Here is a 25,615-nt window from a genome sequence, read left to right as displayed (position 1 = left end):
GGGGCGGTATGGGTGCCGGTCGTTTGTCCGACGCGGAGTACTGGCCGGGGGTCTCGCGCCGCTTTGGCAGGGGAGGAATTCCCCCGGAGTCACTCCGTACCGCTCGATGTCGCCTTCAGTGAGAGCCACAGCTCCATCCGGACGTCCGGGTCGTCCAGGGAGCGGCCCAGGATCTCCTCGACCCTGCGCATGCGGTAGCGCAGCGTGTGGCGGTGTACGCCCAGGTCCGCGGCGGCGGCGTCCCACTGGCCGTGTCGGGAGAGCCAGGCGCGCAGTGAGGCGATGAGGTCGCCGCGGCCGGTGGCGTCGTGTTCGTACAGGGCGCGAAGGAGGCCGTCGGCGAACGCCCGTACGGCGTCGTCGGCGAGCAGCGGCAGGACCGAGCCCGCCGCGAGGTCCTCGTGCTCGACCATGGCGCGGCCCCGGCGGCGCGCGATGGACAGCGCCTGGTCGGCCTGCTTGTACGCGGTGGCGGCGGCGATCGGCCCCGCCGGGGCGGAGAGCCCGAGGAGGAGGGGTGTCTCGTCGGCGGCGCCCTGTTCCCGCCCCTCGGAGCGGCCGGACTCCAGCGCCTGGGCGTAGGCGATGCACGCCGCGGCGCCCGCGCCGCCGTCCACGACGAGGAGCACGAGCCGCTCGCCGTAGGGGACGACGAGGAGTGCCTCGCCGGCGCGCGCCGCTGCCGCTTCGACGGCTTCGGTGAGCTCGGTGAACGGGTCGCCGTCTTCGGGGGCGGAGGCCGGGGCGGAGGCCGGTACCTCCGCGACCACCAGGCGGAACGGGGCGTCGAGCAGGCCTCCGTAGACCTCCCCCGCCACCGTCCTGGCGTGGTCCGGCTCGCCCGCGAGCAGCATCCGAAGGACCGCGGAGCCGACCCGCGCCTCGGCAGCCTGGAGCGAGCGGCTGCGTTCGGTGGTGAGGGTGAGCAGCGCTATGGCGGAGTGCAGGGCGTAGCGCTCGGCGGTGCCGAGGGTGGAGGCGGTGCCGACGGCGAGCGCGGCGCGGGGCCGCCGTCCCGTGCCGATCGAGTGCAGTTCCACGCGGTCCTCGGCGCCCGCGACGACCGCGCTCGCGGGTGCGGCCCGCTCCCGCAGCCGTTCGACGTCGGAGGTGAGGCGGGCGGCCCTGCGGGAGGCCCACTCGGGTGCCGTGGCGACGACGGCGCCGGACGCGTCGTACAGCGCGGCCCAGCCGTCCACCTGTGCGGCAAGCGCGCCGAGCAGCCCTTCGGGGCCGTCGCTCAGCGCCTGCTTGGTCAGCTCGCGCTGGGCGGCGAAGCCTGCCGTCACCGCGCGGTACTGGTCGGCGGCGATGGCGGCGGACACGGCCTTGCTGATGGCGAGGAAGGGGGTGCGCCGCGGTACCTCAAGGAGCGGAAGCCCCTCGTCCGCCGCGGCCACGACCAGGGCTTCGGGGATGTCCTTGTAATGCACGCCGACCGCGAACCCGAGCCCGACGACGCCCGCCGCCGCGAGCCGCTTCACATAGCGGCGCATGGCCTCCGGGTCCTCCGCGTCCAGCTTGAGCGCGGTGATCAGGAGCAGCTCGCCGCCCTCCATGTAGGGCACGGGGTCGGTGAGCTCACTGGCGTGCGCCCAGCGCACAGGCGCGTCCAGATGTTCCTCACCGGCGCGCACGGTGAGCTTCAGCGCGGAGTGATGGACGAGGGAGGCGAGCGTGGGCGGCATGGGACCTTCAGGTCGGCTCAGCAGGTCAGGGGGTGCTGCGGGGACGGTCAGGGGCGGCGGGCGACCCATCTGTCCGGCCGGCCATTGAATCCCGGACGAGATGTGGATCTTTTGGCCGGTACGTATGAACTACCTGTGCCGATTCTGCCTCACCGTATGGTACGTAGGAGACCGAATACCCCGTAAGTGCACCCCGCACCACCGCCGCTTTTTCGCCCCCGGGCTACCCCCGCAGATCCACGAGCAGCGGCGGCGCGTGCTCCCCCCGCACATCCGTCAGCGAGAGCACCGCGTGCCCCGGGGGCACTCCGTGCGCCAGTTCGGAGGCTGACCAGCGTTCGCGTTCCACTTGGCGGACGGTGACGGCGCGCGCGGTCGGGGCGTTGCCGGTGATCACCCGGCGCAGCATGTGCACCGTCTTGCCGAGGGGGGTCTCGGCGATGATCTGCCGGTCGGTGACGTCCCGCGCCTCGATCCACTCCTTGCCCCAGACCTCGGCGAAGTCCTGCCCGTCCCACGGGGTCAGCCCGGACAGCGCCATACGGCAGCCGATCGAGCCGAGCAGCGGGGTACGCAGCGGGCGGGGCGCGTCGTCGAGCGTACGCAGGGTCAGCACGACCCCGGCGTTGGCGGAGCGCAGCCGCTGCAGACGGCGTACGGACTCCGGGGTGACCGTGCCCGTCGCGTCGTCCAGGACGAGACAGGCGAAGAGCGAACGGTCCTCGCGGGCGATGGCGCTCGCCATGAACTGGGCGAGCATCAGGCGGGCGAGGATCCGCGAGGCGTCGGCGTGACCGCGCTCGGGCAGGTCGACTCGGACGCGTACGGGATGGTCGAGGGCCCGCAGCGAGAAGGGCGTGCTCTGGCCTGACGTGTCGAAGAAGGAGGCGAAGGCCGGGCGGTCGAGCAGCGCGATGCGGTCGGCGATGACGGCGCCCGGATCGCCGGGGTGCCCCAACTGCCGCTCGCGGGCGTCGAGCTCGCGCAGCATCGCCTCCTGCCCCGACTCCTGGAGGGCCTTGCGCAGGGCGCCGAGCGGGCCGGGGGCGCCGTCGAGCAGGGCGCGCAGCTCGGGCACGGAGGGGAAGCGCCGGTGCACCGCGTAGTAGGGGCCGAGCAGCTGGGCGAGCACGGTCGTCGAGCGGCGGCTGTCCCCGCCGGGGTGCGGGTCGGCGAGGTCGCCGACGAGCGCTTCGGCGAGCACGGCGGCGGCCTCGTCCGGGTCGTTCGTGCCGCCGTACAGGTCGAGGTCGTACACGGAGTCGGGGTGCCCGATCCGCACCACGACGTCGTAGTCCTCCGCGGGACCGAGCCCGGCGCCCGCCGCCCCGACCACGACCACGGCGGCCCGTCCGGCGAGCGCCCCCAGGCACAGGGACTCGGCGAGGGGCCACACGACACCGCTGGTCTTGCCTGACCCGGCGGGGCCCACGGCGAGCAGTGAGGTCCCGAGCAGCTCGGGCCCGATCCCGAGACCGGTCCCCCGGTAGGCGTAGGGATTACGCGGGTCGTCGGCCGTCGTCCCAAGGCGCACCTGGGCGGTGGCGAGGTCGTGGCGGGCGGCGCGCGAGGGCAGGTCCCGGTCTCCCGAGGGATGGGCGCAGGCGGCGGCGCCGTCCCGTACGACGGATTCGCTGAACGCGGAGAGGGTGTTGCGCCCGGCCCGCACGGAGCGCCAGGCCCGCGTGATCCGGGCGTGGTCGACGTCCCGCATCAGCCCGGCCCGCGCGTCGGCGGCAAGCCGCTCGGCGGCGGCGTCCGCACCGGCTTCCCGCAGCTGGGGCCAGTGGGCGGGGTCCTCGCCGGGGGCGGGGGGCGCCAGCGGAGGGGCGGCGCGGCGGAAGCGGGGGGCGCCGTAGCGGCGCCAGATCTCGTCCCAGCGGCCGATTCGCCCCAGGCCGATCATGATGACGAGCACGATGAGGGTGTAGTAGCCGTACCAGACGACCGCGTTGCCGATCCGGTTGCCGCTGTAGAGCCAGGCGTCCGGCATGAAGAGCTCCAGGGGCACGACCCACCAGCCGCCGAGGTAGCCGTTCCAGAGCAGCGACCAGAGCAGCCAGCCCACCAGGAACGCGATGAGCGCCCCGCTGAAGAGCTGCCGCGCCGGAGTGATCTCCGGCTCCTGCTCCGGCCGCGGCGTGTGCCCGAGCCGCCACACCCCCGGCTGCGCGCCAGGCCGCGGCGTCCGCAGCCAGGTCAGAAAGGCGGAGCCGTCCGGCAGCGGCGGCAACCCGTCCGCCCCGGCCTCCGGCGCCCGCACGGGCCGCGGCGGAGTGACGTGCGCGCCCTGCTGACCGGCCGAGCCCGGGGGCACGCCCCGCTGCCCGGAGGAGCCGTGGGGCCCCGCCGGACGCGGCACCGGTGTGGCGTGTGTGCCGCGAGCGTCGTGCGTGCCTTCGGAGTCCATGGCCCTTACCCCCTGACCTGCCGGTCTGTCGGTTCAGCCGTCAATCTAGTGCCCCCACAGGGGCAGTTCACCGGATACGCGCCCAGGGCCTGCGGGAACACCGCCGCGCACCCCATAACCGTACGGTCCACCAAAAGGGACGAAAGCCGCACCCCGCCCACCCCCCGCTATGTCCACCACGGACAACCGCCACGCCCAACAACTCCCCCGTGGAGCATGCCCGCCCCCGCTCTCCGCCCCTAACCTGCGAAAGAAAGCAGCAAAGAAAGCAAGCATCGAGCGTCCGCCTCGCCCCACCCCCAGGAGCACCCCATGACCGCACTTCCGCAGGAGCGCCGCGTCGTCACCGCCATCCCCGGGCCCAAGTCACAGGAGCTTCAGGCCCGCCGTACCGCCACGGTCGCCGGTGGCGTGGGTTCCGTGCTGCCGGTGTTCGCGGCGCGTGCGGGTGGCGGGATCATCGAGGACGTCGACGGCAACCGGTTCATCGACTTCGGCTCCGGCATCGCGGTGACGTCGGTCGGCGCCAGTGCCGAGGCCGTCGTACGCCGTGCGACCGCGCAGCTCGCCGACTTCACCCACACCTGTTTCATGGTGACGCCGTACGAGGGATACGTCGCCGTCGCCGAGCAGCTCGCGGAGCTGACGCCCGGTGACCACCCGAAGAAGTCCGCGCTCTTCAACTCCGGCGCCGAGGCCGTCGAGAACGCCGTCAAGATCGCCCGCGCGCACACCAAGCGCCAGGCGGTCGTCGTCTTCGACCACGGCTACCACGGCCGTACGAACCTGACGATGGCGCTGACCAGCAAGAACATGCCGTACAAGAACGGCTTCGGCCCGTTCGCCCCCGAGGTCTACCGCGTCCCGGTCGCCTACGGCTACCGCTGGCCGACCGGCGAGGAGAACGCCGGGCCCGAGGCCGCCAAGCAGGCCATCGACCAGATCAGCAAGCAGGTCGGCGCCGAGAACGTCGCCGCGATCATCATCGAGCCGGTGCTCGGCGAGGGCGGCTTCATCGAGCCCGCGAAGGGCTTCCTGCCCGCGATCGTGCAGTTCGCCAACGACAACGGCATCGTCTTCGTCGCCGACGAGATCCAGTCCGGCTTCTGCCGCACGGGCCAGTGGTTCGCGTGCGAGGACGAGGGCATCGTCCCGGACCTGATCACCACCGCCAAGGGCATCGCGGGCGGCCTGCCGCTCGCCGCCGTCACGGGCCGCGCCGAGATGATGGACGCCCCGCACTCCGGCGGCCTCGGCGGCACCTACGGCGGCAACCCGGTGGCCTGCGCCGGTGCGCTCGGCGCCATCGAGACGATGAAGGAGCTCGACCTCAACGGCAAGGCGAAGGCGATCGAGGCGGTCATGAAGGCCCGCCTGAACGCCATCGCGGAGAAGTACGACATCGTCGGCGACGTCCGCGGCCGTGGCGCGATGATCGCCATCGAGCTCGTCAAGGACCGCGCCACGAAGGAGCCGAACGCCGAGGCGACCGCCGCCCTCGCCAAGGCCTGCCACGCCGAGGGCCTGCTCGTCCTCACCTGCGGCACGTACGGCAACGTCCTGCGCTTCCTGCCGCCGCTGGTCATCGGCGAGGACCTCCTCAACGAGGGCCTGGACATCATCGAGGCCGCGTTCGCGCGTATCTGATCGCCGCCTTTCGAAAGCGCTCAGCGGAGCCGGGATCACCCCAAAGGGGGAAGATCCCGGCTCCGTATGTATCCGCACATGCCCTGACGTGTGTGTACCTCGCGCGGTGAGACAACCGTGACCTGGGGTGACGGGCAGGGCATGTGAAGAAGGTGTGCGGGACCCATGCCGGGTTGCCGTTCCGCCTGTCGGCCGCTCACCACCTGACGTACGGTTTCTGCAGATGAGAGAAACACCCCGCCCACAGGGGACTGTGGGCGACACCGGGACGGAGCCTCCCCAGCCCCGTCTTGGTCGTGCCACCGCGCACACACCCGGAGTCACTGGCTCCGGAACTCCTCACCGATCGGATGGCCGCCCGCCCCAAACCCCCCGGGGCGTGCGGCACACCGGTCAGGACGGCCGCCTCGGAACTACCCCCCCTGTTCCGGGGCGGCCGACCATTTTCCTCTTCTGCCTCTGCGCGCCGCTCTTCGCGCTCATCACCTGGCAAGTGGTCGCCGACGGCCCCCTCCGCGACGCGGACGAGCGGCTCGGCCCCTGGATCACCGGCAGCCGCCTCCCGGACGGCGCAGCGGAACTCCTCGCCGATCTCGGTGGCGTCGCCTTCGCCGTGCCCGTCCTCGCCGCCGCCATCGCCTACGCGGGATGGCGAGGCCGCAGCGCCGGCGCGTTCCGCTGGTGGCTCGGCCCGGTGGCCGCCGCCGTGGCCATGCTGGCGGTCCCGGCACTCGTGATCCCGCTCAAGGAACTCACCGGCCGCACTGGCCCGCCCGGCATGGACGGCAGCGGCTACTACCCCTCGGGCCACACCGCCACCGCCCTGGTCGCCTACGGCGGGGCGGCGCTGCTCCTCCTGCCGTACCTGCGCGGCACATACGTCCGGCGTGAACTGGTCATCGCCTGCGCTCTGTTGAACTTCGGGGTCGGGCTCGGGCTTGTGCGGCGCGGGTATCACTGGCCGCTGGACGTGGTGGCGTCGTGGCTGCTGTTCGGGATGCTCCTCCAGCTCATGGCGCTGGCCATCGCGCGATACGGTCGAGGGCCGACCGAGGAATGACCCAGCAGTGCGAGGGAGCGTCATGGCCGACGAGCAGGGGCGGCTGGCCGTCACCTATGAAGGACACGACTTCGCGCTCACGCCGTCGCCCGGTGAAGTGATCCTGCCGCTCAACGGCCGCAAGATCCATCACGACTCCGCGTGCGGACATCTGACGGACTCCGGGGATCTGCCCCGCTTCCCCGATCCGGACAAGCTGTTGTGGCGCCAGATCCTCGATTCGGCGCCGTCGGGCGACACCGAGGGCCGGACCTTGTTCGCCCGCAGCATCGGACTGCTCGGCGCCGCCGGGCAGCCGATGATCGGCCTGTGCGGCTGCGTCCTCAGGCCCGTCTCGCCCACCCAGGCCGAGACGATGCGCCCCTGGCCGCTCGCCGAGGCGATAGCCGCCTTCGACCCCGCACGTCACGAGGCCGCGCTCCGCGAGATGGAGGCACAGGCGCGGCGGATCCGTGAGGCCTTCCCCTGGGAGGAGTGGCCGACACTGCCCCTTGAGCGATACGCGCTCGGTCAGGGCCACAGCAGCGCGACCAAGCCGTACTGCTACCTCGCCGAGTTCGGCAGCAACGCACTCGGCAGCATCGCGGGCGGCTCTTCCCGCAAGCACCTCATCTACTGGCGCGAGCGCTCCAACTCCTGGTGGCACGACTCCCGCTACAGCGGACCCGATGAGGCCTGGGAGAACGTACGCGCCGGGATCATCGAGGCGGTCACCGCCGCCCGTGAGGGCCGGATGGCTGACATCGACGCAGTCGACGCGGTCCGCTCCGGGCCGTCCCTGATCTCCAAGACCCTGCGGGTGTACGCCCCCGATGCCGCGTTCGCGGTCTACTCGACGGGCTTCGTGCAGCACTATCTGGAGCGCCTGACGGGCGAACCCGTCCCGAAGATGGAGCCGTTCGCGCTGCGGGCCAGGCTCAAGGACGTCATCGACGCCGACGAGCGGTTCGCCGGCTGGTCGTACGACTTGGTGGTGCGGTTCCTGGAATGGTGGGCCAGCCCCTGGCGCACCCGGCAGATCGTGAAGATCGCGGCCGGACACGACGGCAACCTGTGGAGGGACTGCCGCGCGGGCGGATACATCGCCGTCGGCTGGGACCACGTGCCGGATCTGCGCTCCTTCGCCGACAAGGACGAGTTCCTTGCGGCGTTCACGGCGGCGTACAGCGACGAGTACAACGGCTTCAAGTCGAAGATCTCCGCGAAGGCCAACGAGGTCTGGAAACTGCAGAGTCTGCGGCCCGGTGACCTCGTGGTCGCCAACACGGGAGCGAGTCAGATCCACGGCGTCGGGCGCGTGATGGGCGACGGCTACCAATGGCGCGACGACCTGCCCGACCACCGTCACACCGTCTGTGTCGACTGGGACGAGAGCTACGCCACCCGGCTCGACGAACCCGAGCGGTCCTGGGCGACCGTCACCGTCAAGGATGTCCCCATCGCCCTGTGGAACAAGATCCGGGGCGCCAGATCCACGCCTCTTGGCCCGTCCGCCGACACGGACACCACCCCGGCGGAGGAGGCGGAGGTCGTGGCCACGCAGCCCCTCGACGCCGATCTCCGCCCACTCGCCGACGCCCTCGAACGCCGGTGCCAGGCTGTCCTGTTCGGCCCGCCCGGCACCGGCAAGACGTATATGGCGCTGCGCTTCGCGGTGCGCTGGCTGGGTGAACTGTCCGGCGGTCTTCCCGGCGTGGACCCGTACGCCGAGCCGGGCACGGAGGCGTTCGACGCGACGCTGGACTCGCTGACCGAGGCAGGGCGCCTGACGATGGTCGCCTTCCACCCCAGCTACGGATACGAGGACTTCGTCGAGGGATTCCGGCCCGTGCGGAGCGCGGCGGCGGGCAAGACAGGCACGACAGGCGGGGGCCTCAGCCTCGACCTCACCGCCGGCGTCTTCAAGCGCGTCTGCGAGGCCGCTGCCGCCGATCCCACACACCCCTATCTCGTGGTCATCGACGAGTTGAATCGCGGCCATCTCCCCAAGATCCTGGGCGAGTTGGTGACCCTGCTCGAGAAGGACAAGCGGGGGCGCGCTATCACGCTGCCGCTCAGCCAGGAGCTGTTCCGCATTCCGCCCAACGTGTATCTGATCGGCACGATGAACACCGCGGACCGCTCCATCCGCACCCTCGACGCGGCCATCCGCCGCCGCTTCGTGTTCCTGGAGCTGCTGCCCGACTCGGGTCCGCTCCAGGGCTGCCATGTCGAGGAGCTGCACTTGGCGGACCTCCTCGACGCGCTCAATCAGCGCATCCGGACCCTGCTCGACCGCGAGAAGCAGATCGGGCACGCCTTCTTCCTGCCGGACGGGGCGCCCGTCGACTCGGCGGCCGAGCTCGCGGGAATCGTCCGCGGCGAGATCCTTCCTCTGCTGCAGGATTACGCCTACGACGACTACACCCTCCTCGCGGCCTTCCTCGGCGAGGACCTCGTGGACTCCGAGACGCACACCCTCAAGGACCTCACCGACGAAGGCCTGGTGACCGCCCTCTACACCGAGCTGCAGGTCAAGGGCGGGGGCGAGTAGCGTGCCGCCGAAGCCGGTGGTGGTGGGGCTCCGGGAGTACGGCAGCACCGTCGTCGACGGCGTCCGGCTCAGCGGCACCGACCGCCGCCTGTGTGCCTCCGGGCAGTTCGCGGAACGCATCCGGATACGCGAACTCGCCGACGACCGTCTGGAGCTGACCGCCGGTCAATATGTGGGCGTCGTCCAGCTCGACGCCTGCGAGATCCGCATCCGGCCGAAGTATCTGGGCGAGGAGCTCGATGTGCTGCGCATGGTCGCCTACGCGGCCGACGGCAGCTGTCCGCCGCTGGACGCGCTGCGCGCCATCGCCCAAGGAGCGCCCAATCTGCGGGACCTGGTGGCTCTCCTCGTCGCCGAGCACTGTGAACGGCTGCTCGCGCACGGGGTGCACCGCGACTATGTGACGGTCGAGGAGGACCTTCCGGCAGTGCGCGGCCGGCTCCTCGCCGACCGTCAAGTCATGCGGCACCACGGCCGGTTGGACCGTCTCGCCTGCCGTTTCGACGAGCACGACGCAGACGTCCTGGACAATCGGCTGTGCGCCGCGGCCGTCGATCTCGCCGCCCGCACCGCCCGCTCCCCCGCCGTGCGGGCGAGGGCGCGGCGCGCGGCGGCACAGTTCGCACAGTTCGCCCCGACGCCGCTCGGTGATCCGCGTACAGCTCTGGCGCGGCTCGACTACCACCGGCACAACGAGCACTACCGTCCGGCCCACCGCTGGGCGGCGCTGCTCCTGACGGGTGGCGGCGTGGGGGATCTGTTCGCGTTCGGGCCGCTCGTGTCGCGGGCGTTCCTCATCGACATGAACACGCTCTTCGAGTCCTTCGCGACCCGGCTGCTCACCGACGCGTCGGCGGGCACCGGTTGCAGGGTCAGGGACCAGTCGCGCGAGCGCGGGGTGCTGCACGACGAGCTGACCGGACGGCCCTACAGCGAGGTCAGGCCCGACATCATGATCTCCGGCCACCGGGACGGGACGGCGTTCCGGCGCCCTGTCGACGTGAAGTACAAGCTGTACGGCAGCGGCAAGAAGCTCGCCACCGCCGATCTCTATCAGGCTTTCCTGTACGCCCACTCGCTCGCACAGCAGCCGGACGGCGAGGCCCCGACCTGCGTGCTGCTGCACCCCGGCGACCGCGCGGCACCGCGCGCGAGCGTCGCCGTGCGCCACTGGACCGGCGGGACGTCGGCGCGCGTACGATCGCTGCCGCTCGAACTGCCGTCACTTCTCGACGCGTTGGCTGCTGGGGGCCCGGGGCTACGGGATGCGCTCGCCCGGGTATGGGGGCAGGCGTTGGCCTGACCCCGTTGACGAAGCTGATGGCAGCGGCTACTCCCCCGCCCCCTCCCCGTCCCGCGGCGCCAGCTGCGCCGCCGCCTCGTGCATCGCGAGTTCCAGCAGCGCCGGATCCGTCAGCGTGCCCGAGCCGTCGGGCGGGACGAGCCAGCGGACGCCGCCCGTGGCGCGGCCCGGGTAGGGGACCACGATCCAGGTGCCGCGCCCCGCGCCGCGTACGCCCGTGCCGATCCAGCGGGCCACCGTGCCCGCCGGGACGAAGAACCCCATGCGGGAGTCGCCGAAGTCGGCGAGCACCGGGCCCGGGCGGTCGACGCAGCGGGTCAGTACGTCGAGCGTGGGATAGCCGAGTTCACCGGGAAGGATGAGTACGTCCCAGAGCCTGCCCGCGGGAAGGAGCGCGACCCCGAGGGGGTTGCGCTCCCATTCCCAGCGGCAGGCCTCCGGATCCGGCGCCACCGACACCAGCCATTCGACCGCCGACTTCGCTCCAGAACCCGCGCCAGCCATGGCGGGACCTCCCTTTTCCTGTGTGGCAGCTGTTCCTGTCACAGGAGAGAGGGGGCCCGGGCCGCAGCATTACGCGGGTTCGGGGAACTTGTTGACGAAGCGTCGACAGTGAGCCGTGGTGGCCGTCTGTCAGCTGTCGAAGCCGAGGCCCAGCTTGTCCATCGTCTTCAGCCACAGATTGCGCCTGCCGCCGTTCTCGTCCGCACGCGCGAGCGACCACTTGGTCAGTGCGACGCCCGTCCACGCGAACGGCTCGGGCGGGAACGGCAGCGGCTTCGTGCGGACCATCTCCAGGGACGTACGTTCCGTGCGCTCGCCCGAGAGCAGGTCCAGCATGACGTCGGCACCGAAGCGGGTGGCCCCGACACCGAGGCCCGTGTAGCCGGCCGCGTACGCGACACGGCCCGCGTGGGCCGTGCCGAAGAACGCCGAGAAGCGCGAGCAGGTGTCGATCGCGCCGCCCCACGCGTGCGTGAACCGGACGCCCTCCAGCTGCGGGAAGCAGGTGAAGAAGTGGCCCGCCAGCTTCGCGTACGTCTCGGGACGGTGGTCGTGCTCGGCGCGCAACTTGCCGCCGAACGGATAGATCGCGTCGTAACCGCCCCACAGGATGCGGTTGTCGGCGGAGAGCCGGAAGTAGTGGAACTGGTTGGCGCTGTCGCCGAGGCCCTGGCGGTTCTTCCAGCCGATGGCCGCCAGTTGGTCCTCGGTCAGCGGTTCCGTCATCAGCGCGTAGTCGTAGACGGGGACCGTGTACGACCGCACGCGCTTGACCAGTGACGGGAAGATGTTCGTGGCGAGCGCGACCTGCCGGGCGCGGATCCGGCCGTACGGAGTGCGTACGGCCATTCCGGCGCCGGACGAGGCGAGTTGGAGCGCGGGCGTGTGCTCGTAGACGCGTACGCCCTTCTCCAGGCAGGCGCGCTTCAGGCCCCAGGCGAGCTTCGCCGGGTGGAGCATGGCGACTCCCTCGCGGTCCCAGAGGCCGCCGAGGAAGGTCGGCGAGTCGACGTGCTCGCGCAGGGCGTCCGCGTCGAGCAGTTCGGAGCCGCCCGCGAGGCCGTGCTCCGCCATCTCCGCGTACATCTCGTGCAGTTCGGCGAGCTGGTGCGGCTGGGTGGCCACGTCGATCTCGCCGGTGCGCTCGAAGTCGCAGTCGATGGAGTAGCGCTTGACGGCCGCCTCGATCTCGTCGAGGTTGCGGGCGCCGAGCTCCTCAAGCTTCGCGATCTCGCCGGGCCAGCGGGACAGGCCGTTGGAGATGCCGTGCGTGAGGGATGCGGCGCAGAATCCGCCGTTGCGGCCGGAGGCGGCCCAGCCCGCCTCGCGGCCTTCGACCAGGACCACCTCGCGGCCCGGGTCGCGCTCCTTGGCGATGAGCGCGGTCCACAGGCCGCTGTAGCCACCGCCGACGACCAGCAGATCGCACTGCTCGTCACCGGTGAGGGCGGGCTCGGCGCGGGGCTTTCCGGGGTCGTCCAGCCAGTACGAGACCGGCTGGGCGTCGGAAAGGGACTTGGTCCAACGGGCCGTACGGGTCATGGCGCTTGGGGCCATGATTTCCACTCCTTCGAAATACTTGAGCAGCTTTAGGCGGACTGCTTGTTGCGGCGCTTGGAGACGATCATTCCGCTGAGCACCAGGAGAACGGCGACGAGGAACATCGCCGTACCGATCACATTGATCTGAACGGGCGTACCACGCTGTGCCGATCCCCAGACGAACATGGGGAACGTCACGGTGGAGCCCGCGTTGAAGTTCGTGATGATGAAATCGTCGAAGGAGAGCGCGAAGGCGAGCAGCGCGCCCGCCGCGATGCCCGGTGCGGCGATCGGCAGCGTGACCCGGACGAAGGTCTGCACGGGGCCCGCGTAGAGGTCCTGCGCGGCCTGCTCCAGGCGCGGGTCCATGGACATCACGCGTGCCTTGACGGCGGTCACCACGAAGCTGAGGCAGAACATGATGTGGGCGATGAGGATCGTCCAGAAGCCGAGCTGCGCGCCCATGTTGAGGAAGAGCGTGAGCAGCGAGGCGGCCATGACCACCTCGGGCATCGCCATCGGCAGGAAGATCAGTGAGCTGACCGCGCCACGCGCCCGGAAGCGGTACCGCACGAGCGCGAAGGCGATCATCGTGCCGAGCACGGTCGCGCCGATCGTCGCCCAGAGCGCGATCTGCAGGCTCAGCGAGAGCGAGCCGCACATGTCGGCGACGCCGCAGGGGTCCTTCCAGGCGTCGAGCGAGAATTCCTGCCAGGCGTAATTGAAGCGGCCCTTGGGCTTGTTGAAGGAGAACACCGTCACGACGACGTTCGGGAGCAGCAGATACGCGAGCGTCAGCAGACCCGCGATGACGACGAATTTGCCGCGGAGCCAGCGGAAGAAGGCAGCCATCAGACGAGATCCTCCGTCCCGGACTTACGGATGTAGACGGTGACCATGGCCAGGATCGCGGCCATGAGGATGAAGGAGAGCGCCGCGGCCGTCGGATAGTCCAGGATGCGCAGGAACTGCGTCTGGATGACGTTTCCGACCATGCGGGTGTCGGTGGAGCCGAGCAGGTCCGCGTTCACGTAGTCGCCCGCCGCCGGGATGAAGGTGAGCAGCGTTCCGGAGACGACGCCCGGCATGGAGAGCGGGAAGGTCACCTTGCGGAACGTCGTGGACGGCTTGGCGTAGAGGTCGCCGGCGGCTTCGTGCAGTCTGCCGTCGATGCGCTCGAGGGAGGTGTAGAGCGGCAGGATCATGAAGGGCAGGAAGTTGTACGTGAGTCCGCAGATCACCGCCAGTGGAGTGGCGAGGACCCGGTCGCCGTCCGTGACGCCGATCCAGCTGGTGACGTCCAGGACGTGCAGCGTGTTGAGGGCGCCCACGACGGGGCCGCCGTCCGCGAGGATCGTCTTCCACGCCAGCGTACGGATGAGGAAGCTGGTGAAGAACGGCGCGATGACGAGTACGAGGATGAGGTTGCGCCAGCGGCCCGCGCGGAACGCGATGAGGTACGCGAGCGGATAGCCGAGCAGCAGACACAGGATGGTGGCGGCGCCCGCGTACATCACCGAGCGCAGGAACTGCGGCCAGTAGTCGTTGAGGGCGTCCCAGTAGGTGGCGAAGTGCCAGGTGACCTTGAAGCCGTCTTCGAGCGACCCGGTCTGTACGGATGTCGAGGCCTGGTAGACCAGCGGGAGCGCGAAGAAGACGATGAGCCACAGGATGCCGGGAAGCAGCAGCCAGTAGGGGACGAGCCGGCCGCGCTTGCGGGTCTTGCGTGGCGGCGCCTCGGGCTCTTTCGCCGGGGGCTCTTTGGTGAGGGTGGTCGTCATGCGGAGGCGTCCTCCTCGACCTTCTCGACGCCCGCGTCGATGTCCTGGGCGGCGTCGAGGCCGAAGGTGTGTGCGGGGTTCCAGTGCAGGACGACCTCGACGCCGGGGACCAGGCGGGTGTCGCGCTCGATGTTCTGGGCGTAGACCTCGAACGCGTCGCAGAGCGGGCTGTCGATGACGTATTGCGTCGATACGCCGATGAAGCTGCTGTCGGCGATGCGGCCCGTGATGCGGTTGCGCCCCTCCGGGATCTGCCCCGCGTCGTCGGCGTGCGTGAGGGAGATCTTCTCGGGGCGTACGCCGAGGATGACCTTGCCGCCCGTGGCGGTGGGCGCCTTACATCGCGCGGCGGGCAGGACGAGCTTGCCGTCGCCCGCCTTCAGGGTGAGGTCGTCGCCGCTGCGTCCCGCGATCTCGGCCTCTATGAAGTTGGACGTGCCGAGGAAGTTGGCGACGAAGGTGGTGCTCGGGTTCTCGTAGAGGTCGGCGGGGGCGCCGAGCTGTTCGACCTGGCCCGAGTTCATCACCGCGACCTGGTCGGCCATCGTCATGGCCTCCTCCTGGTCGTGCGTGACGTGGATGAACGTGATGCCCACCTCGGTCTGGATGCGCTTGAGTTCGAGCTGCATCTGGCGGCGCAGCTTCAGGTCGAGGGCGCCGAGCGGCTCGTCCAGGAGCAGCACCTTGGGGTGGTTGATCAGGGCGCGGGCGACGGCGACGCGCTGCTGCTGGCCGCCGGAGAGCTGGTGCGGCTTCTTGCGGGCCTGCTCGCCGAGCTGGACGAGGTCGAGCATGTCGCCGACCTGCCCCTTCACGGACTTGATGCCGCGGCGGCGCAGGCCGAAGGCGACGTTCTCGAAGATGTCGAGGTGCGGGAAGAGCGCGTACGACTGGAAGACGGTGTTGACGGGCCGCTTGTAGGGCGGCAGCGCCGTGACGTCCTGCTCGCCGAGGTGCACGGTGCCCGAGCTGGGCTCCTCAAGCCCCGCGATCATGCGGAGCGTGGTGGTCTTGCCACAGCCGGACGCGCCGAGCAGCGCGAAGAAGGACCCGTGCGGCACGGTGAGGTCAAGCGGTCGTACGGCCTTGAAGGAGCCGTACGTCTTGCTGATCCCGGTCAGGCGGACGTCGCCGCCGTGTTCTGTAGCAGTCGTCATGGTGCGTCCAGGGGGTCGAGGGGAGAGTCGAGGGACTACAGGGACTACACAGGCGCGAGGAGCGTCAGGCACCGGTCAGCTTGGCGAACTTCTCCTCGTACGCCGTCTCTTCCTTCGGCGTCAGCGAGCGGAACCCGTGCGACTTCGCGGCCATCTCCTTGTCCGGGAGGATCAGCGGGTTCTTCGCGGCGTCCGCGTCGAGCTTCGCGAGCTCGGGCCGCACGCCGTCCACGGGGCAGACGTAGTTGATGTACGCGGCGAGACGCGCGGCGGGCTCGGGCTCGTAGTAGTAGTCGATGAGCCGCTCGGCGTTGGACTTGTGACGCGCCTTGTTCGGGACGAGCAGGTTGTCCGTCGACGTGATGTAGCCCTGGTCGGGGATGTGGAAGTCGATGTCCGGGTTGTCGGCCTTCAGCTGGACGATGTCACCGGCCCAGGCCAGACACGCGGCGAGGTCGCCCTTGTCGAGGTCCGAGGTGTAGTCGTTGCCCGTGAAGCGGCGGATCTGCTTCTTGTCGACGGCTTTCTGGAGGCGGGCGATGGCCGCGTCGAAGTCGTCGTCGGTGAACTTCGAGGGGTCCTTGCCCATGTCGATGAGCGTCATGCCGACGCTGTCGCGCATCTCGGAGAGGAAGCCGACGCGGCCCTTGAGCTTGGGGTTGTCCAGGAGCTGCGACACGGAGGTGATCTTTTCGCCGTCGGTCGCCTTCTTGTTGTAGGCGATGACGGTGGAGATGCCGGTCCAGGGATACGAGTAGGACCGTCCGGGGTCCCAGTCCGGGTTGCGGAACTGGGAGGCCAGATTGGTGTACGCGTGCGGCAGGTTGGCCGGGTCCAGTTTCTGGACCCACCCGAAGCGGATGAGCCGGGCGGCCAGCCAGTCCGTGACGCAGATGAGGTCGCGTCCGGTGTCCTGGCCCGCCGCGAGCTGCGGCTTGATCTTGCCGAAGAACTCGACGTTGTCGTTGATGTCCTCGGTGTACTTGACCTTGATGCCGGTGCGTTTGGTGAACGCGTCCAGCGTGGGGCGGCGTTCGTCGTCGTCGACGTCCATGTACTCGGTCCAGTTGGAGAAGCTGATCTGCTTCTCCTTGGCCGAGTGGTCCTCGGACGAGACCTCGCCCTGGCTCTTGCTCGCCGCCGGGATCCCGCAGGCACTGAGTGCCCCGAGCCCACCGATGGCGAACGCGCCGCCAGTGCCGGCGCGCAGCAGCGAACGGCGGGTGAGGGCACCCCTGCCGTTCCTCAGGCTGCGGTGCATGGCGGCCAGTTGGGCCGGGGAGAGGCTGTCGGGCTCGTACTGCTCCATGCGCTTGATTGCCCTTTCGGGAGGATGGGGCCGCTGGTCGGGCGGCCTATCGGCTATCGGTCCCCGAAGATCGTGCGGTGCCAGTCCTTGCGGACGACCGCGGTGTTGTCGAACATGACGTGCTTGATCTGCGTGTACTCCTCGAAGGAGTAGGCGGACATGTCCTTTCCGTAGCCGGATGCCTTGTATCCGCCGTGCGGCATCTCGCTGAGGATCGGGATGTGGTCGTTGACCCATACACAGCCCGCCTTGATCTCGCGGGTGGCGCGGTTGGCGCGGAACACGTCGCGGCTCCAGGCGGAGGCGGCGAGGCCGTAGGGGGTGTCGTTGGCGAGCCGGATGCCTTCTTCGTCGGAGTCGAACGGCAGCACTACGAGAACAGGCCCGAAGATCTCGGACTGCACGATCTCGCTGTCCTGCGCGGCGTCGGCGATGAGGGTCGGCTTGTAGAACGCACCGGGGTGGTCGAGCGCCTCGCCACCGGTGACCACGCGCGCGTAGGAGCGTGCCCGGTCGACGAAACCGGCGACGCGGTCGCGGTGGACGTGCGAGATGAGCGGCCCGAGATCGGTGTCCGGGGCGAACGGGTCACCGAGCCGCACACTCTCCATGAGCTCGGCGACACCCTCCACGAAGGCGTCGTAGAGCGGACGTTGCACGTACGCGCGCGTGGCGGCCGTGCAGTCCTGGCCGGTGTTGATGAGCGAACCGGCGACCGCGCCGTGCACGGCGGCTTCGAGGTCGGCGTCGTCGAAGACGACGAAGGGTGCCTTGCCGCCGAGCTCCAGATGCAGCCGCTTCACGGTGGAGGTGGCGATCTCGGCGACGCGCTTGCCGACGCCGGTGGACCCGGTGAAGGAGGTCATCGCGACGTCCGGGTGCCCCACGAGCCGCTCGCCCGCGTCGCGCCCGGCGCCGCTGATGATGTTGACGACGCCGTCGGGGATGCCCGCCTCGGTGGCCGCCTGTGCGAAGAGGAGCGAGGTGAAGGGGGTGAGCTCGGCGGGCTTCAGGACGATCGTGTTGCCCGCGGCGATGGCCGGCAGGACCTTCCAGGCGGCCATCTGGAGGGGGTAGTTCCAGGGGGCGATGGACCCGACGACACCGATGGGCTCACGCCGTACGTACGAGGTGTGGTCGCCGGAGTACTCACCGGCCGACTGCCCTTGGAGGTGCCGGGCGGCGCCCGCGAAGAAGGCGGCGTTGTCGACCGTGCCGGGCACGTCGAACTCCCGGCTCAGCTTGATGGGCTTGCCGCACTGGAGCGACTCGGCCTGCGCGAACTCCTCGGCGCGGTCGGCCAGTACGGCGGCGAAGCGGTGCATGGCGTCGGAGCGCTCGCCCGGGGTCGCGCCCGCCCACTGGGGGAAGGCGTGCGCGGCGGCGGCCACCGCGGCGTCGACGTCCTTCTCGCCCGCGAGTTCGTAGCGGTGGACCTCGTCGCCCGTGGCCGGGTCGATGACGGCGTGGGAGCGCCCCGAGGTGCCCTTGGTCAGCCGTCCCGCGATGTACTGCGCGCCTTCCGCGAAGTGGTCCTGCGCCTGGAAGTTGTGCATGACGCTCTCCTCCGCCGTGGCCCCCCGTCCCAGGGGGCCGGCGTAGCTCCAGATCGATTTGAGTGCCGATCCTGACAGAGGGGTGGTGCTCCAACAAGTGATTCCGTTGTTTCCTTTTGGTTACGCGACGGAATCTGTCGACCAGTTGTCGAGTCGTCCTGGAAAACCCAGGACGGAGTGTCAGTGGTGCGTGCCAGACTCGCGTGTATGACGAAGATCGACTCGGTGGACGCGCTGGTCGGGGCGTTGCGGGCCGGAGAACCTGTGAAGTATCTGCACTTCTGGGGCCACACGCCCAGGCGGGACGGGACGCTCGGGGCGAGCTGCCTGAGCCAGTGGTGGCCCTCGCCGTTCACGGTGGACGGGGTGGAGTACGGGACGGCGGAGCACTGGATGATGGCCGCCAAGGCCCGCCTGTTCGCCGACGCGGAGGCGGAGAGGGCGGTCCTTGCGGCGCGTACGCCCGCGGAGGCGAAGAACGCGGGACGTCTGGTGCGGGGCTTCGACGAGGCGATATGGGCGCGGGAGCGGTTCGGGATCGTGGTCGAGGGGAGCGTCCACAAGTTCGCGTCCTCTGCCGATCTTTCGTCCTTCCTTGTCGGCACGGGTTCGCGGGTACTGGTCGAAGCGAGCCCGATGGACCGCGTCTGGGGAATCGGCCTGGCGGCGGACGATGAGCGGGCGCATGACCCGGAGAGGTGGCGGGGGCCGAATCTGCTGGGCTTCGCTTTGATGGGGGCGCGGGAGCGGTTGCGCTAGGGCGCGGGGCCTGGGCTGTACGGGCCCCCGGGGCGGGGCTTGGCGGCTCTTTCTTGGCCGGGGGCGGTGCCGCGCCGAGCTGCTGCTGCGCGGGGCGGGTCTTCTGTGCGGGGCGGCTTTCGCTTTCAGCCGCCGCTTCGCGGCGGATCTTTCCCGCCCACTCACCCGATCACCCCGCGTCAAGGCCCATACCCTCACCCTGCACCGTGGTCGGGGGCACCCGATCACCCCCGTCGAGGCTCCTACGCTCACCCTGCACCGCAGGGTAATCGGGCGGGTGGGTGGGAGACATCCGCCGCGAAGCGGCGGTTCAGGGCAGTGCGAAAGGCGCCCCCGCCAGAAACGCCGCATCGCCCGAAGCCCCGTCCTCCTCGAACACATCGGCCGGCGTCACGATCAGCACCACAAGCAGCGCCACCGCCAGCACGATGCCCGCGATCCCGCAGATCATCCCCGCCAGCGCCTGCCCGGGATTCGCCGCCTCGCCCCGCCGTGCCCTGCCGCGGCCGATCGCCCCGAAGATGATCGCGAGGATCCCGAGCACGATCGCCAGGGGCCACACGCAGAAGCCCGCTGCCGCGATGATCCCGAGGACGAGGGCGGTCACGCCCATGCCGTTGGCGGGGGCCATCGGCATCGCGGGCCAGCCGTACCCGGGAGGGCCCTGCCCCTGCTGACCCGGATAACCGGCGTACCCGGGATAGCCCGGATAACCGGGGTGCCCCTGGTGGGCCGGAAACCCGGGATAGCCGTAAGGCACCTGCCCAGGCCCCTCAGGCCCGATCGGAGGCGGCGGCACCGGCTCCCCCGCGGGCCCCGTGCCCGGCGGAGGCTGCGGCGGCGCGAAACCCCCGGGCTGCCCGGCCCCCGCTCCCGCCCCCGCTCCCGCTCCCGCCCCCGGCGGCATTTCCTCCGGCGGAGCCCAAGGATCCCGCCCCCCGGACGTATCCGAACCCCCCGAGCCCTCCGACATGCCGCGTCACCTCTTTCGTACGTTCCGTCATGCTACGGCCACCGCCCGGCATCGGAAGCACGCCGCCTACGATGATCCCCGACCCATCGATCAGCCGATCAAGCCCGTTCCTGGGGAGGAAACCGTGACCGATCCGCGCACCGCAGACCAGCAACGCGACCCACATGCCTTCATCGCCGGACTGCCCAAGGCGGAACTGCATGTGCACCACGTCGGCTCGGCATCCCCCCGCATCGTCTCCGCGCTCTCCGCCCGGCACCCCGACTCCGCAGTGCCCACCGACGTAGAAGCCCTCGCCGACTTCTTCACGTTCACGGACTTCGCCCACTTCATCCAGGTCTACCTCTCGGTCGTGGACCTGGTCCGCACCCCGGACGACGTACAGCTGCTCACGTACGAGATCGCCCGCGACATGGCCCGGCAGAACATCCGCTACGCCGAGCTGACCGTCACCCCCTACAGCTCCGTGCGACGCGGCATCGACGACCGCGCCTTCATGGATGCCATAGAGGACGCCCGCAAGGCGGCCGAGGCCGAGCTCGGTGTCGTGCTGCGCTGGTGCTTCGACATCCCCGGCGAGGCGGGGCTCGAATCCGCCGAGGAGACCGTGCGGCTCGCGACCACCGACACGCTGCGCCCCGAGGGCCTCGTCTCCTTCGGGCTCGGCGGGCCCGAGATCGGCGTGGCGCGACCGCAGTTCAAGCCGTACTTCGACCGCGCGATCGCGGCGGGCCTGCACTCCGTCCCGCACGCCGGTGAGACCACGGGGCCGCAGACGATCTGGGACGCCCTGACCGATCTGCGCGCCGAGCGCATCGGCCACGGCACGACCGCGGCCCAGGACCCGAAGCTGCTCGCCCACCTCGCCGAGCACCGCATCCCGCTGGAGGTCTGCCCGACGTCGAACATCGCGACCCGCGCCGTCGCCACCCTCGACGAGCACCCCATCAAGCAGTTCGTCGCCGCCGGGGTCCCGGTGACCGTCAACTCCGACGACCCGCCCATGTTCGGCACCGACCTGAACAACGAGTACGCGGTCGCCGCCCGCCTCCTCGACCTCGACGAGCGCGGCATCGCGGCGCTGGCGAAGAACGCGGTCGAGGCGTCGTTCCTCGACCCGGCGGGCAAGTCGAAGCTCGCCGCGGAGATCGACACGTACACGGAGACCTGGCTCGCTCCGTAGAGCGGCATCACAATGGGCCCATGCACACCGTGACTGCCGTGGCCCATCGAGGCGATCCCTACCGCTTCCGCGAGAACACCCTCCCCTCGCTGCGCTCCGCGCTCGACCGGGGTGCGGACGCGGTGGAGATCGACGTCCGCCTCAGCCGTGACGGTGTCCCCGTCCTGCTGCACGACGCGTCCCTCAAACGTCTGTGGGACCTCGACCGGCCCCTCTCCGCACTCTCCGTGGACGAGTTGCGCGGCCTCACCGAGGACGGCGTACCGACCCTCGAAGAGGCCGTCGAGGCGACCGAGGGCCACCGGCTCATGGTGGATCTGCCGGGGGCGACGCCCGACTCCGTCCGTGCCGTCGTCGGCGCCATCGCCGACTGCGGGGCGGCGGAACGGACGTACTACTGCGCGGGTGCGCAGACGATGCTGGCGGTGCGCGCCGCCGATCCCGCCGCCGAGATCGCCCTGACCCGCACGACCCTCGCCCCGCCCCGCGCCGCCGTGCTCGACGCGATCAGGCCTCGCTGGCTCAACTACCGGTTCTCTCTCCTGAGTCGCGAACTGGTCGTCGAGGTGCAGCGCAAGGGCCTCCTCGTCTCGGCCTGGACCCCCGACACGAAGCGTGCGATGCGCCGCCTCATCGACATCGGCGTCGACGCGATCACGACCAACCGCGTCGACGTGCTGCACGCCCTGCGCGGTGTGTCCGAAGGCACCCTCTCGTAGCCGGGCGGTCACTCAACTAGCTTGTGGGCATGGGGAACAGAGACGACGACAGGCGCGACGAGCCGCTCTTCGTGTACGAGCGTGACGAACGGGGCTATCGGGGCCACCGGCTCAATCCACGGCATCCCGCGGGATTCATGCTGACGGTCGCGCTCGTGGTCGGCATCGTGCTGGTCCTGCTCCTCATGGCGACGTGAGGGCTCTTCGAGGCGGCGCGGGGGCCTTCGGGGCGCGACGTGAGGGCGCTTCGGAGGCGGCTCGGGGGCCCTTCGGAGGCGGCGCGGGGGCGCTTCGGAGGTGAAGCGGGGCTCTTCGGGCCTCTTCAGGCCGAGTACGAACTCATGGCGGCACCGCAGCGAGCGATGCCCCTTGGCCGGCGCCCCTGCCGACGCACCCTTAGGGGGCGCCCCTGGTAACACCCCTGATCCACACGGGGGTTGACCCTCAGGGATCACCGGGCTCGCCCCCTCCCCAGTGAGGATCCAGCCCGCCCCGCCGATCACCAGGATGGGACCCACAAGCGCAGCGCCCCACCACATCCCACCCTGGAGTCACGCCGTGCAGCTCCCCGCCCGTACCGCTCTCGCCGCCGCCCTGGTCCTCGGCCTCACCGGCGCCGCGACCGCCCCGGCCCTCGCCGACGCCGCACACGCCCCGGCCGCCGCGCAGTACGCCTCCGAGGGCTCCGCGCCGGATGCCAAGGCGCTGCGCGCCGCGATCAAGGGGCTCCCGAACGCCGACGCGACCGCCGCCCTGGTCCGCGTGGGCGCGACGGACGGGACCTGGCGCGGCAGTTCCGGCGTACACGACCTGGTCACGGGACGGAAGGCCGATCCGAACGGCTGCTTCCGCGCCGGGTCGATAACCAAGATCGTGACCGCGGCCGTGGCGCTGCAGCTCGCCGCGGAGGGCGAGCTGGACCTCGACAAGCCGGTGCAGCACTACATGCCGGGCCTGTTCCCGAAGAAGACCTTCGACCCCATCCCCGTCCGCAGCCTGCTCAACTACACCAGCGGACTAGAGTCGGGCGACGGCTTCGACGACGAATACGCCCATCGCTACGACACGTTGGATCCGCGGACGGTCGTCGCCTCGGCCATCTCCAAGGGTCCCGCGCATGCCCCCGGGGCGGAACAGCACTACCGCAACATCGGCTACACCGTGCTCGGCCTGCTGATCGAGCGGGTCACCGGGGATTCGTACGCCCATCAGGCCTCGCAGCGGATCTTCAAGCCGCTCCGGCTGCGCGACACCTACTTCCCCGGCACCGAGATCCGTATCCGCGGCCCGCACAACCGCGGCTACCAGAGCATGAAGCAGCCGGACGGTTCCACCCGGCTCGTCGACGTCACCGCGTGGAACCAGCTGGACCGCTTCGCGGCGGGCGACATGATCTCGTCCACCGCCGACCTTGAGGTCTTCACGCAGGCGCTGTTCGGCGGAGAGGTCGTACCGGAACCACAGCTGAAGGAAATGTTCACCCTGCCGAAGCTGGCGCCGGGCGCCCCCGAGGCCATCTTCGGCGCGGGGCTCCAGCGGATGGAAATCGACGGCGAGGTGTTCTGGCTCAAGACCGGCTCCCGCTACGGCTACTCGAACATGCTCGCCTCGACGGAGGACGGCACCCGCACGCTGGTCTACTCGGTCAACGCGACCGACGCGAAGGGCACGGACATGAACCCGGTCGCCGAGCGGATCGCCCGAGCCGCCCTGAGCCGGGGCAGCCGGGACTAAGCGGGCCGAATGGGCCGAATGGGCCGAGCACGGCAACTACGCGACACCCGTCATGCTCGCGAACACCGTCACGTTGCTGTCGTAGTAGTGCCGGTCCGCGTCGAAATCGCCGCCGCAGGTGATCAGGCGCAGCCCCGCGTGGTCGATGTTCTTGTAGACGTCCAGGGTGGGGAATTCCTTCTTCGGGTACTCCTCGACCCGGTCCACCGTGAAGGTGGCCGTCTTCCCGTCCGCGCGGGTCACCTCGATGCTGTCCCCGGCCTTCATCGTCTTCAGCTTCTTGAAGACCGCGTCCGCACCGTTCCAGGTCACATGTCCGGCGATCACCGCCGGGCCCCGGGAGCCGGGGGTGGGGCCGGGTTCGTACCAGCCCGCCAGATCGGGGTCTTTCGGCGTCGTCATCGCCCCACCCCCGCCCTGCCCCAGCGTCTCCAGCGCGCTGGAGACGCCCAGGGAGGGGATGACGACCCGTTGCGGAACCGACCGGCCCAGGGGCGCGGCAGCCTTGCCCGATCCGGTCGACGGCGTGGGGGCGGCCGCCGTGCCGTCCTGGGCCGCGTTCTGGCGGGGTGCCGAAGGTGGGGCCGCCGCGCTGTCCTGACCCGCGCACGCGGTGAGCACCAGAGCCGCCGCGACGGCGGCGAACGCAGCGGCGGAGGAACGCCGGATCCCGGTCCACATCCGCCGGACCGAGCGGCTCACGCGGCGTCCCTGGTCTTCGCGACCGCGCCCGCGTCGGCGGCGGCGGGCACCTTGCGCCGACGCGCGATGACCAGCATCCCGGCGGCCGTCGCCGCCCCGGCGATACCGGTCACGAGGCCGGAAGACGATTCGTCCGCGGTGCCGCCGCCGGTCTCGACCCCGCCGACGGGGACGGACCCCACAGCGGCGCCCTTGACCACACCGCAGTTGGTCGGAGCGGTGGCCTCCTGGGGAAGCTTCGGGTCGAGTTCGCTCTTGCCCGCGCCCTCGAAGTCGTACTTGCCGTTGTCGTTGCGGTCGACGCCGTGCTGCACGATGTGCAGGTCCTTGATGTGCTCGACCACGTCCTGCCCCACGGTGATGGTCCGCTTGTAGGAGACCTTGCCCTGCGCGTCGGCCACCGGCATCCGGTCCACGGCGAGGCCGCTGCCCGCGTCGGTGCCCCCGGATTCGGTGAGCGAGATGTTGATGTCGCCGTAGTGGACGGTGGCCTCGGTGTTGTCGAGGATGCCGTCGCCGTTGGTGTCGTCACCGTCGTCCGGGCACTGGAAGTCGTGCCCGTCGGTGGATCCGTGCAGGTGCTGCGCCGATGGCTGTCCCGGCACCATGCCCTCGGACTTGATCCATACGGTCAGCGCGTTGCCGCGCAGGCTCAGGAGGGCCGTACCCGTGGAGCCGGAGTCGTTCAGCTGCGTCAGGTCGATCTGATAGGCCGGGGGATCAGCCGCGAACACCGGGGGCGCGACGGCCACGGTGAGGAGGGCTGCGGGCAGAGCGGCGAGCGCCGTGAGAAGGCCGGTTCGCTTGGGCATCAGGTTCGTTCCTTTTCCGCGGCACCGATCGGGAAGGCCGCTTGTCGTACGGAATTCCTGGCGATGCCCGCACGCCCCACCTAGCGGCGCAGGGCATCAACTCCCCCTGACCGCACGGCAGTTGCCCCCGCCAGGCCATAGAGGCGGTCGGCCTCCGGGTGGCGAGCCGTGCAGTTACCCATGAAACGCAACGAGACTCCCGGGTGTTCAAAGTGAGCGCGGGAAATACGCGCCCAGCGGGGCC

At 70.4% G+C, this 25,615-nt stretch carries 21 protein-coding genes; 9 read left to right on the top strand and 12 right to left on the bottom strand.

Going from position 1 to position 25,615, the window contains the following annotated elements; all coding sequences use genetic code 11:
* Positions 1–89 precede the first annotated feature (89 nt).
* Positions 90–1,688 carry a PucR family transcriptional regulator gene (locus ACGFX9_RS18250; RefSeq protein ID WP_393472293.1) on the bottom strand — a complete coding sequence of 533 codons (1,599 nt, stop codon included), beginning with the start codon at positions 1,686–1,688 and terminating at the stop codon, positions 90–92.
* A gap of 223 nt (positions 1,689–1,911) precedes the next feature.
* Complete coding sequence (locus tag ACGFX9_RS18245) at positions 1,912–4,098, bottom strand: ATP-binding protein (RefSeq protein ID WP_393472290.1); 2,187 nt, start codon at positions 4,096–4,098, stop codon at positions 1,912–1,914.
* Positions 4,099–4,410: 312 nt separating this feature from the next.
* On the opposite strand from ACGFX9_RS18245, the gene gabT reads away from it, so the two are divergent.
* From gabT to ACGFX9_RS18225, 4 genes are all read left to right on the top strand, one after another.
* Complete coding sequence (gene gabT, locus ACGFX9_RS18240; RefSeq protein ID WP_393472288.1) at positions 4,411–5,745, top strand: 4-aminobutyrate--2-oxoglutarate transaminase; 1,335 nt, start codon at positions 4,411–4,413, stop codon at positions 5,743–5,745.
* A 379-nt stretch (positions 5,746–6,124) separates the two neighbouring features.
* The gene (locus ACGFX9_RS18235; protein ID WP_393472286.1) at positions 6,125–6,805 is read left to right on the top strand and encodes a phosphatase PAP2 family protein; all 681 of its coding nucleotides are present in this window, start codon (positions 6,125–6,127) and stop codon (positions 6,803–6,805) included.
* A gap of 22 nt (positions 6,806–6,827) precedes the next feature.
* The gene (locus tag ACGFX9_RS18230) at positions 6,828–9,338 is read left to right on the top strand and encodes an McrB family protein (RefSeq protein ID WP_393472284.1); all 2,511 of its coding nucleotides are present in this window, start codon (positions 6,828–6,830) and stop codon (positions 9,336–9,338) included.
* 1 nt (position 9,339) lies between these two features.
* The gene (locus tag ACGFX9_RS18225) at positions 9,340–10,641 is read left to right on the top strand and encodes an McrC family protein (RefSeq protein ID WP_393472281.1); all 1,302 of its coding nucleotides are present in this window, start codon (positions 9,340–9,342) and stop codon (positions 10,639–10,641) included.
* A gap of 27 nt (positions 10,642–10,668) precedes the next feature.
* Here the strand turns inward: ACGFX9_RS18225 and ACGFX9_RS18220 are convergent, their stop codons facing one another.
* From ACGFX9_RS18220 to ACGFX9_RS18190, 7 genes are all read right to left on the bottom strand, one after another.
* Positions 10,669–11,145 carry a hypothetical protein gene (locus tag ACGFX9_RS18220; protein ID WP_393472278.1) on the bottom strand — a complete coding sequence of 159 codons (477 nt, stop codon included), beginning with the start codon at positions 11,143–11,145 and terminating at the stop codon, positions 10,669–10,671.
* Positions 11,146–11,274: 129 nt separating this feature from the next.
* The gene (locus tag ACGFX9_RS18215; protein WP_393472274.1) at positions 11,275–12,702 is read right to left on the bottom strand and encodes an NAD(P)/FAD-dependent oxidoreductase; all 1,428 of its coding nucleotides are present in this window, start codon (positions 12,700–12,702) and stop codon (positions 11,275–11,277) included.
* A gap of 32 nt (positions 12,703–12,734) precedes the next feature.
* A complete protein-coding gene (locus tag ACGFX9_RS18210) occupies positions 12,735–13,538 on the bottom strand; it encodes an ABC transporter permease (protein ID WP_393472271.1) in 804 nt (267 codons plus the stop codon).
* Positions 13,538–14,467, bottom strand: a complete 930-nt coding sequence (locus tag ACGFX9_RS18205) for an ABC transporter permease (protein WP_393472267.1) — start codon at positions 14,465–14,467, stop codon at positions 13,538–13,540. The genes ACGFX9_RS18210 and ACGFX9_RS18205 overlap by 1 nt, the downstream gene beginning before the upstream one ends.
* Entirely contained in the window at positions 14,464–15,624 is a 1,161-nt protein-coding gene (locus ACGFX9_RS18200; RefSeq protein WP_393472264.1) for an ABC transporter ATP-binding protein, read from the bottom strand. Before ACGFX9_RS18200 ends, ACGFX9_RS18205 begins: the two co-directional genes overlap by 4 nt.
* Before the next feature lie 64 nt (positions 15,625–15,688).
* Positions 15,689–16,933 (bottom strand): PotD/PotF family extracellular solute-binding protein, encoded by a 1,245-nt coding sequence (locus ACGFX9_RS18195; RefSeq protein WP_393472261.1) that lies wholly within the window; start codon positions 16,931–16,933, stop codon positions 15,689–15,691.
* Positions 16,934–16,986: 53 nt separating this feature from the next.
* Complete coding sequence (locus tag ACGFX9_RS18190) at positions 16,987–18,489, bottom strand: gamma-aminobutyraldehyde dehydrogenase (RefSeq protein WP_393472258.1); 1,503 nt, start codon at positions 18,487–18,489, stop codon at positions 16,987–16,989.
* A gap of 207 nt (positions 18,490–18,696) precedes the next feature.
* Between ACGFX9_RS18190 and ACGFX9_RS18185 the strand changes: the two genes are divergently transcribed.
* A complete protein-coding gene (locus ACGFX9_RS18185) occupies positions 18,697–19,248 on the top strand; it encodes an NADAR family protein (RefSeq protein ID WP_393472255.1) in 552 nt (183 codons plus the stop codon).
* A 310-nt stretch (positions 19,249–19,558) separates the two neighbouring features.
* Here ACGFX9_RS18185 and ACGFX9_RS18180 read toward each other — a convergent pair whose 3' ends face one another.
* Positions 19,559–20,008 (bottom strand): DUF4190 domain-containing protein, encoded by a 450-nt coding sequence (locus ACGFX9_RS18180; RefSeq protein ID WP_393472252.1) that lies wholly within the window; start codon positions 20,006–20,008, stop codon positions 19,559–19,561.
* A 337-nt stretch (positions 20,009–20,345) separates the two neighbouring features.
* On the opposite strand from ACGFX9_RS18180, the gene ACGFX9_RS18175 reads away from it, so the two are divergent.
* From ACGFX9_RS18175 to ACGFX9_RS18160, 4 genes are all read left to right on the top strand, one after another.
* Positions 20,346–21,404 carry an adenosine deaminase gene (locus ACGFX9_RS18175; RefSeq protein ID WP_393472249.1) on the top strand — a complete coding sequence of 353 codons (1,059 nt, stop codon included), beginning with the start codon at positions 20,346–20,348 and terminating at the stop codon, positions 21,402–21,404.
* 20 nt (positions 21,405–21,424) lie between these two features.
* A complete protein-coding gene (locus ACGFX9_RS18170; protein WP_393472246.1) occupies positions 21,425–22,123 on the top strand; it encodes a glycerophosphodiester phosphodiesterase in 699 nt (232 codons plus the stop codon).
* A gap of 29 nt (positions 22,124–22,152) precedes the next feature.
* A complete protein-coding gene (locus ACGFX9_RS18165) occupies positions 22,153–22,320 on the top strand; it encodes a hypothetical protein (protein WP_393472243.1) in 168 nt (55 codons plus the stop codon).
* Positions 22,321–22,681: 361 nt separating this feature from the next.
* Complete coding sequence (locus tag ACGFX9_RS18160; protein WP_393472240.1) at positions 22,682–23,857, top strand: serine hydrolase domain-containing protein; 1,176 nt, start codon at positions 22,682–22,684, stop codon at positions 23,855–23,857.
* 36 nt (positions 23,858–23,893) lie between these two features.
* On the opposite strand, the gene ACGFX9_RS18155 is transcribed toward ACGFX9_RS18160, so the two are convergent.
* Both ACGFX9_RS18155 and ACGFX9_RS18150 read right to left on the bottom strand, forming a co-directional pair.
* Complete coding sequence (locus tag ACGFX9_RS18155) at positions 23,894–24,559, bottom strand: class F sortase (protein ID WP_393472237.1); 666 nt, start codon at positions 24,557–24,559, stop codon at positions 23,894–23,896.
* Positions 24,556–25,374, bottom strand: coding sequence for a hypothetical protein (locus tag ACGFX9_RS18150; protein ID WP_393472537.1), 819 nt, complete (start codon positions 25,372–25,374; stop codon positions 24,556–24,558). The genes ACGFX9_RS18155 and ACGFX9_RS18150 overlap by 4 nt, the downstream gene beginning before the upstream one ends.
* Between the last annotated feature and the right edge of the window lie 241 nt (positions 25,375–25,615).

Origin of the sequence: Streptomyces sp. NPDC048436 (genome assembly GCF_043200355.1) — a bacterium.
Taxonomy (GTDB): Bacteria; Actinomycetota; Actinomycetes; order Streptomycetales; family Streptomycetaceae; genus Streptomyces.
The sequence above is the reverse complement of the archived record's forward strand: the minus strand, read 5'-3'. Positions and strand labels throughout refer to the sequence as shown.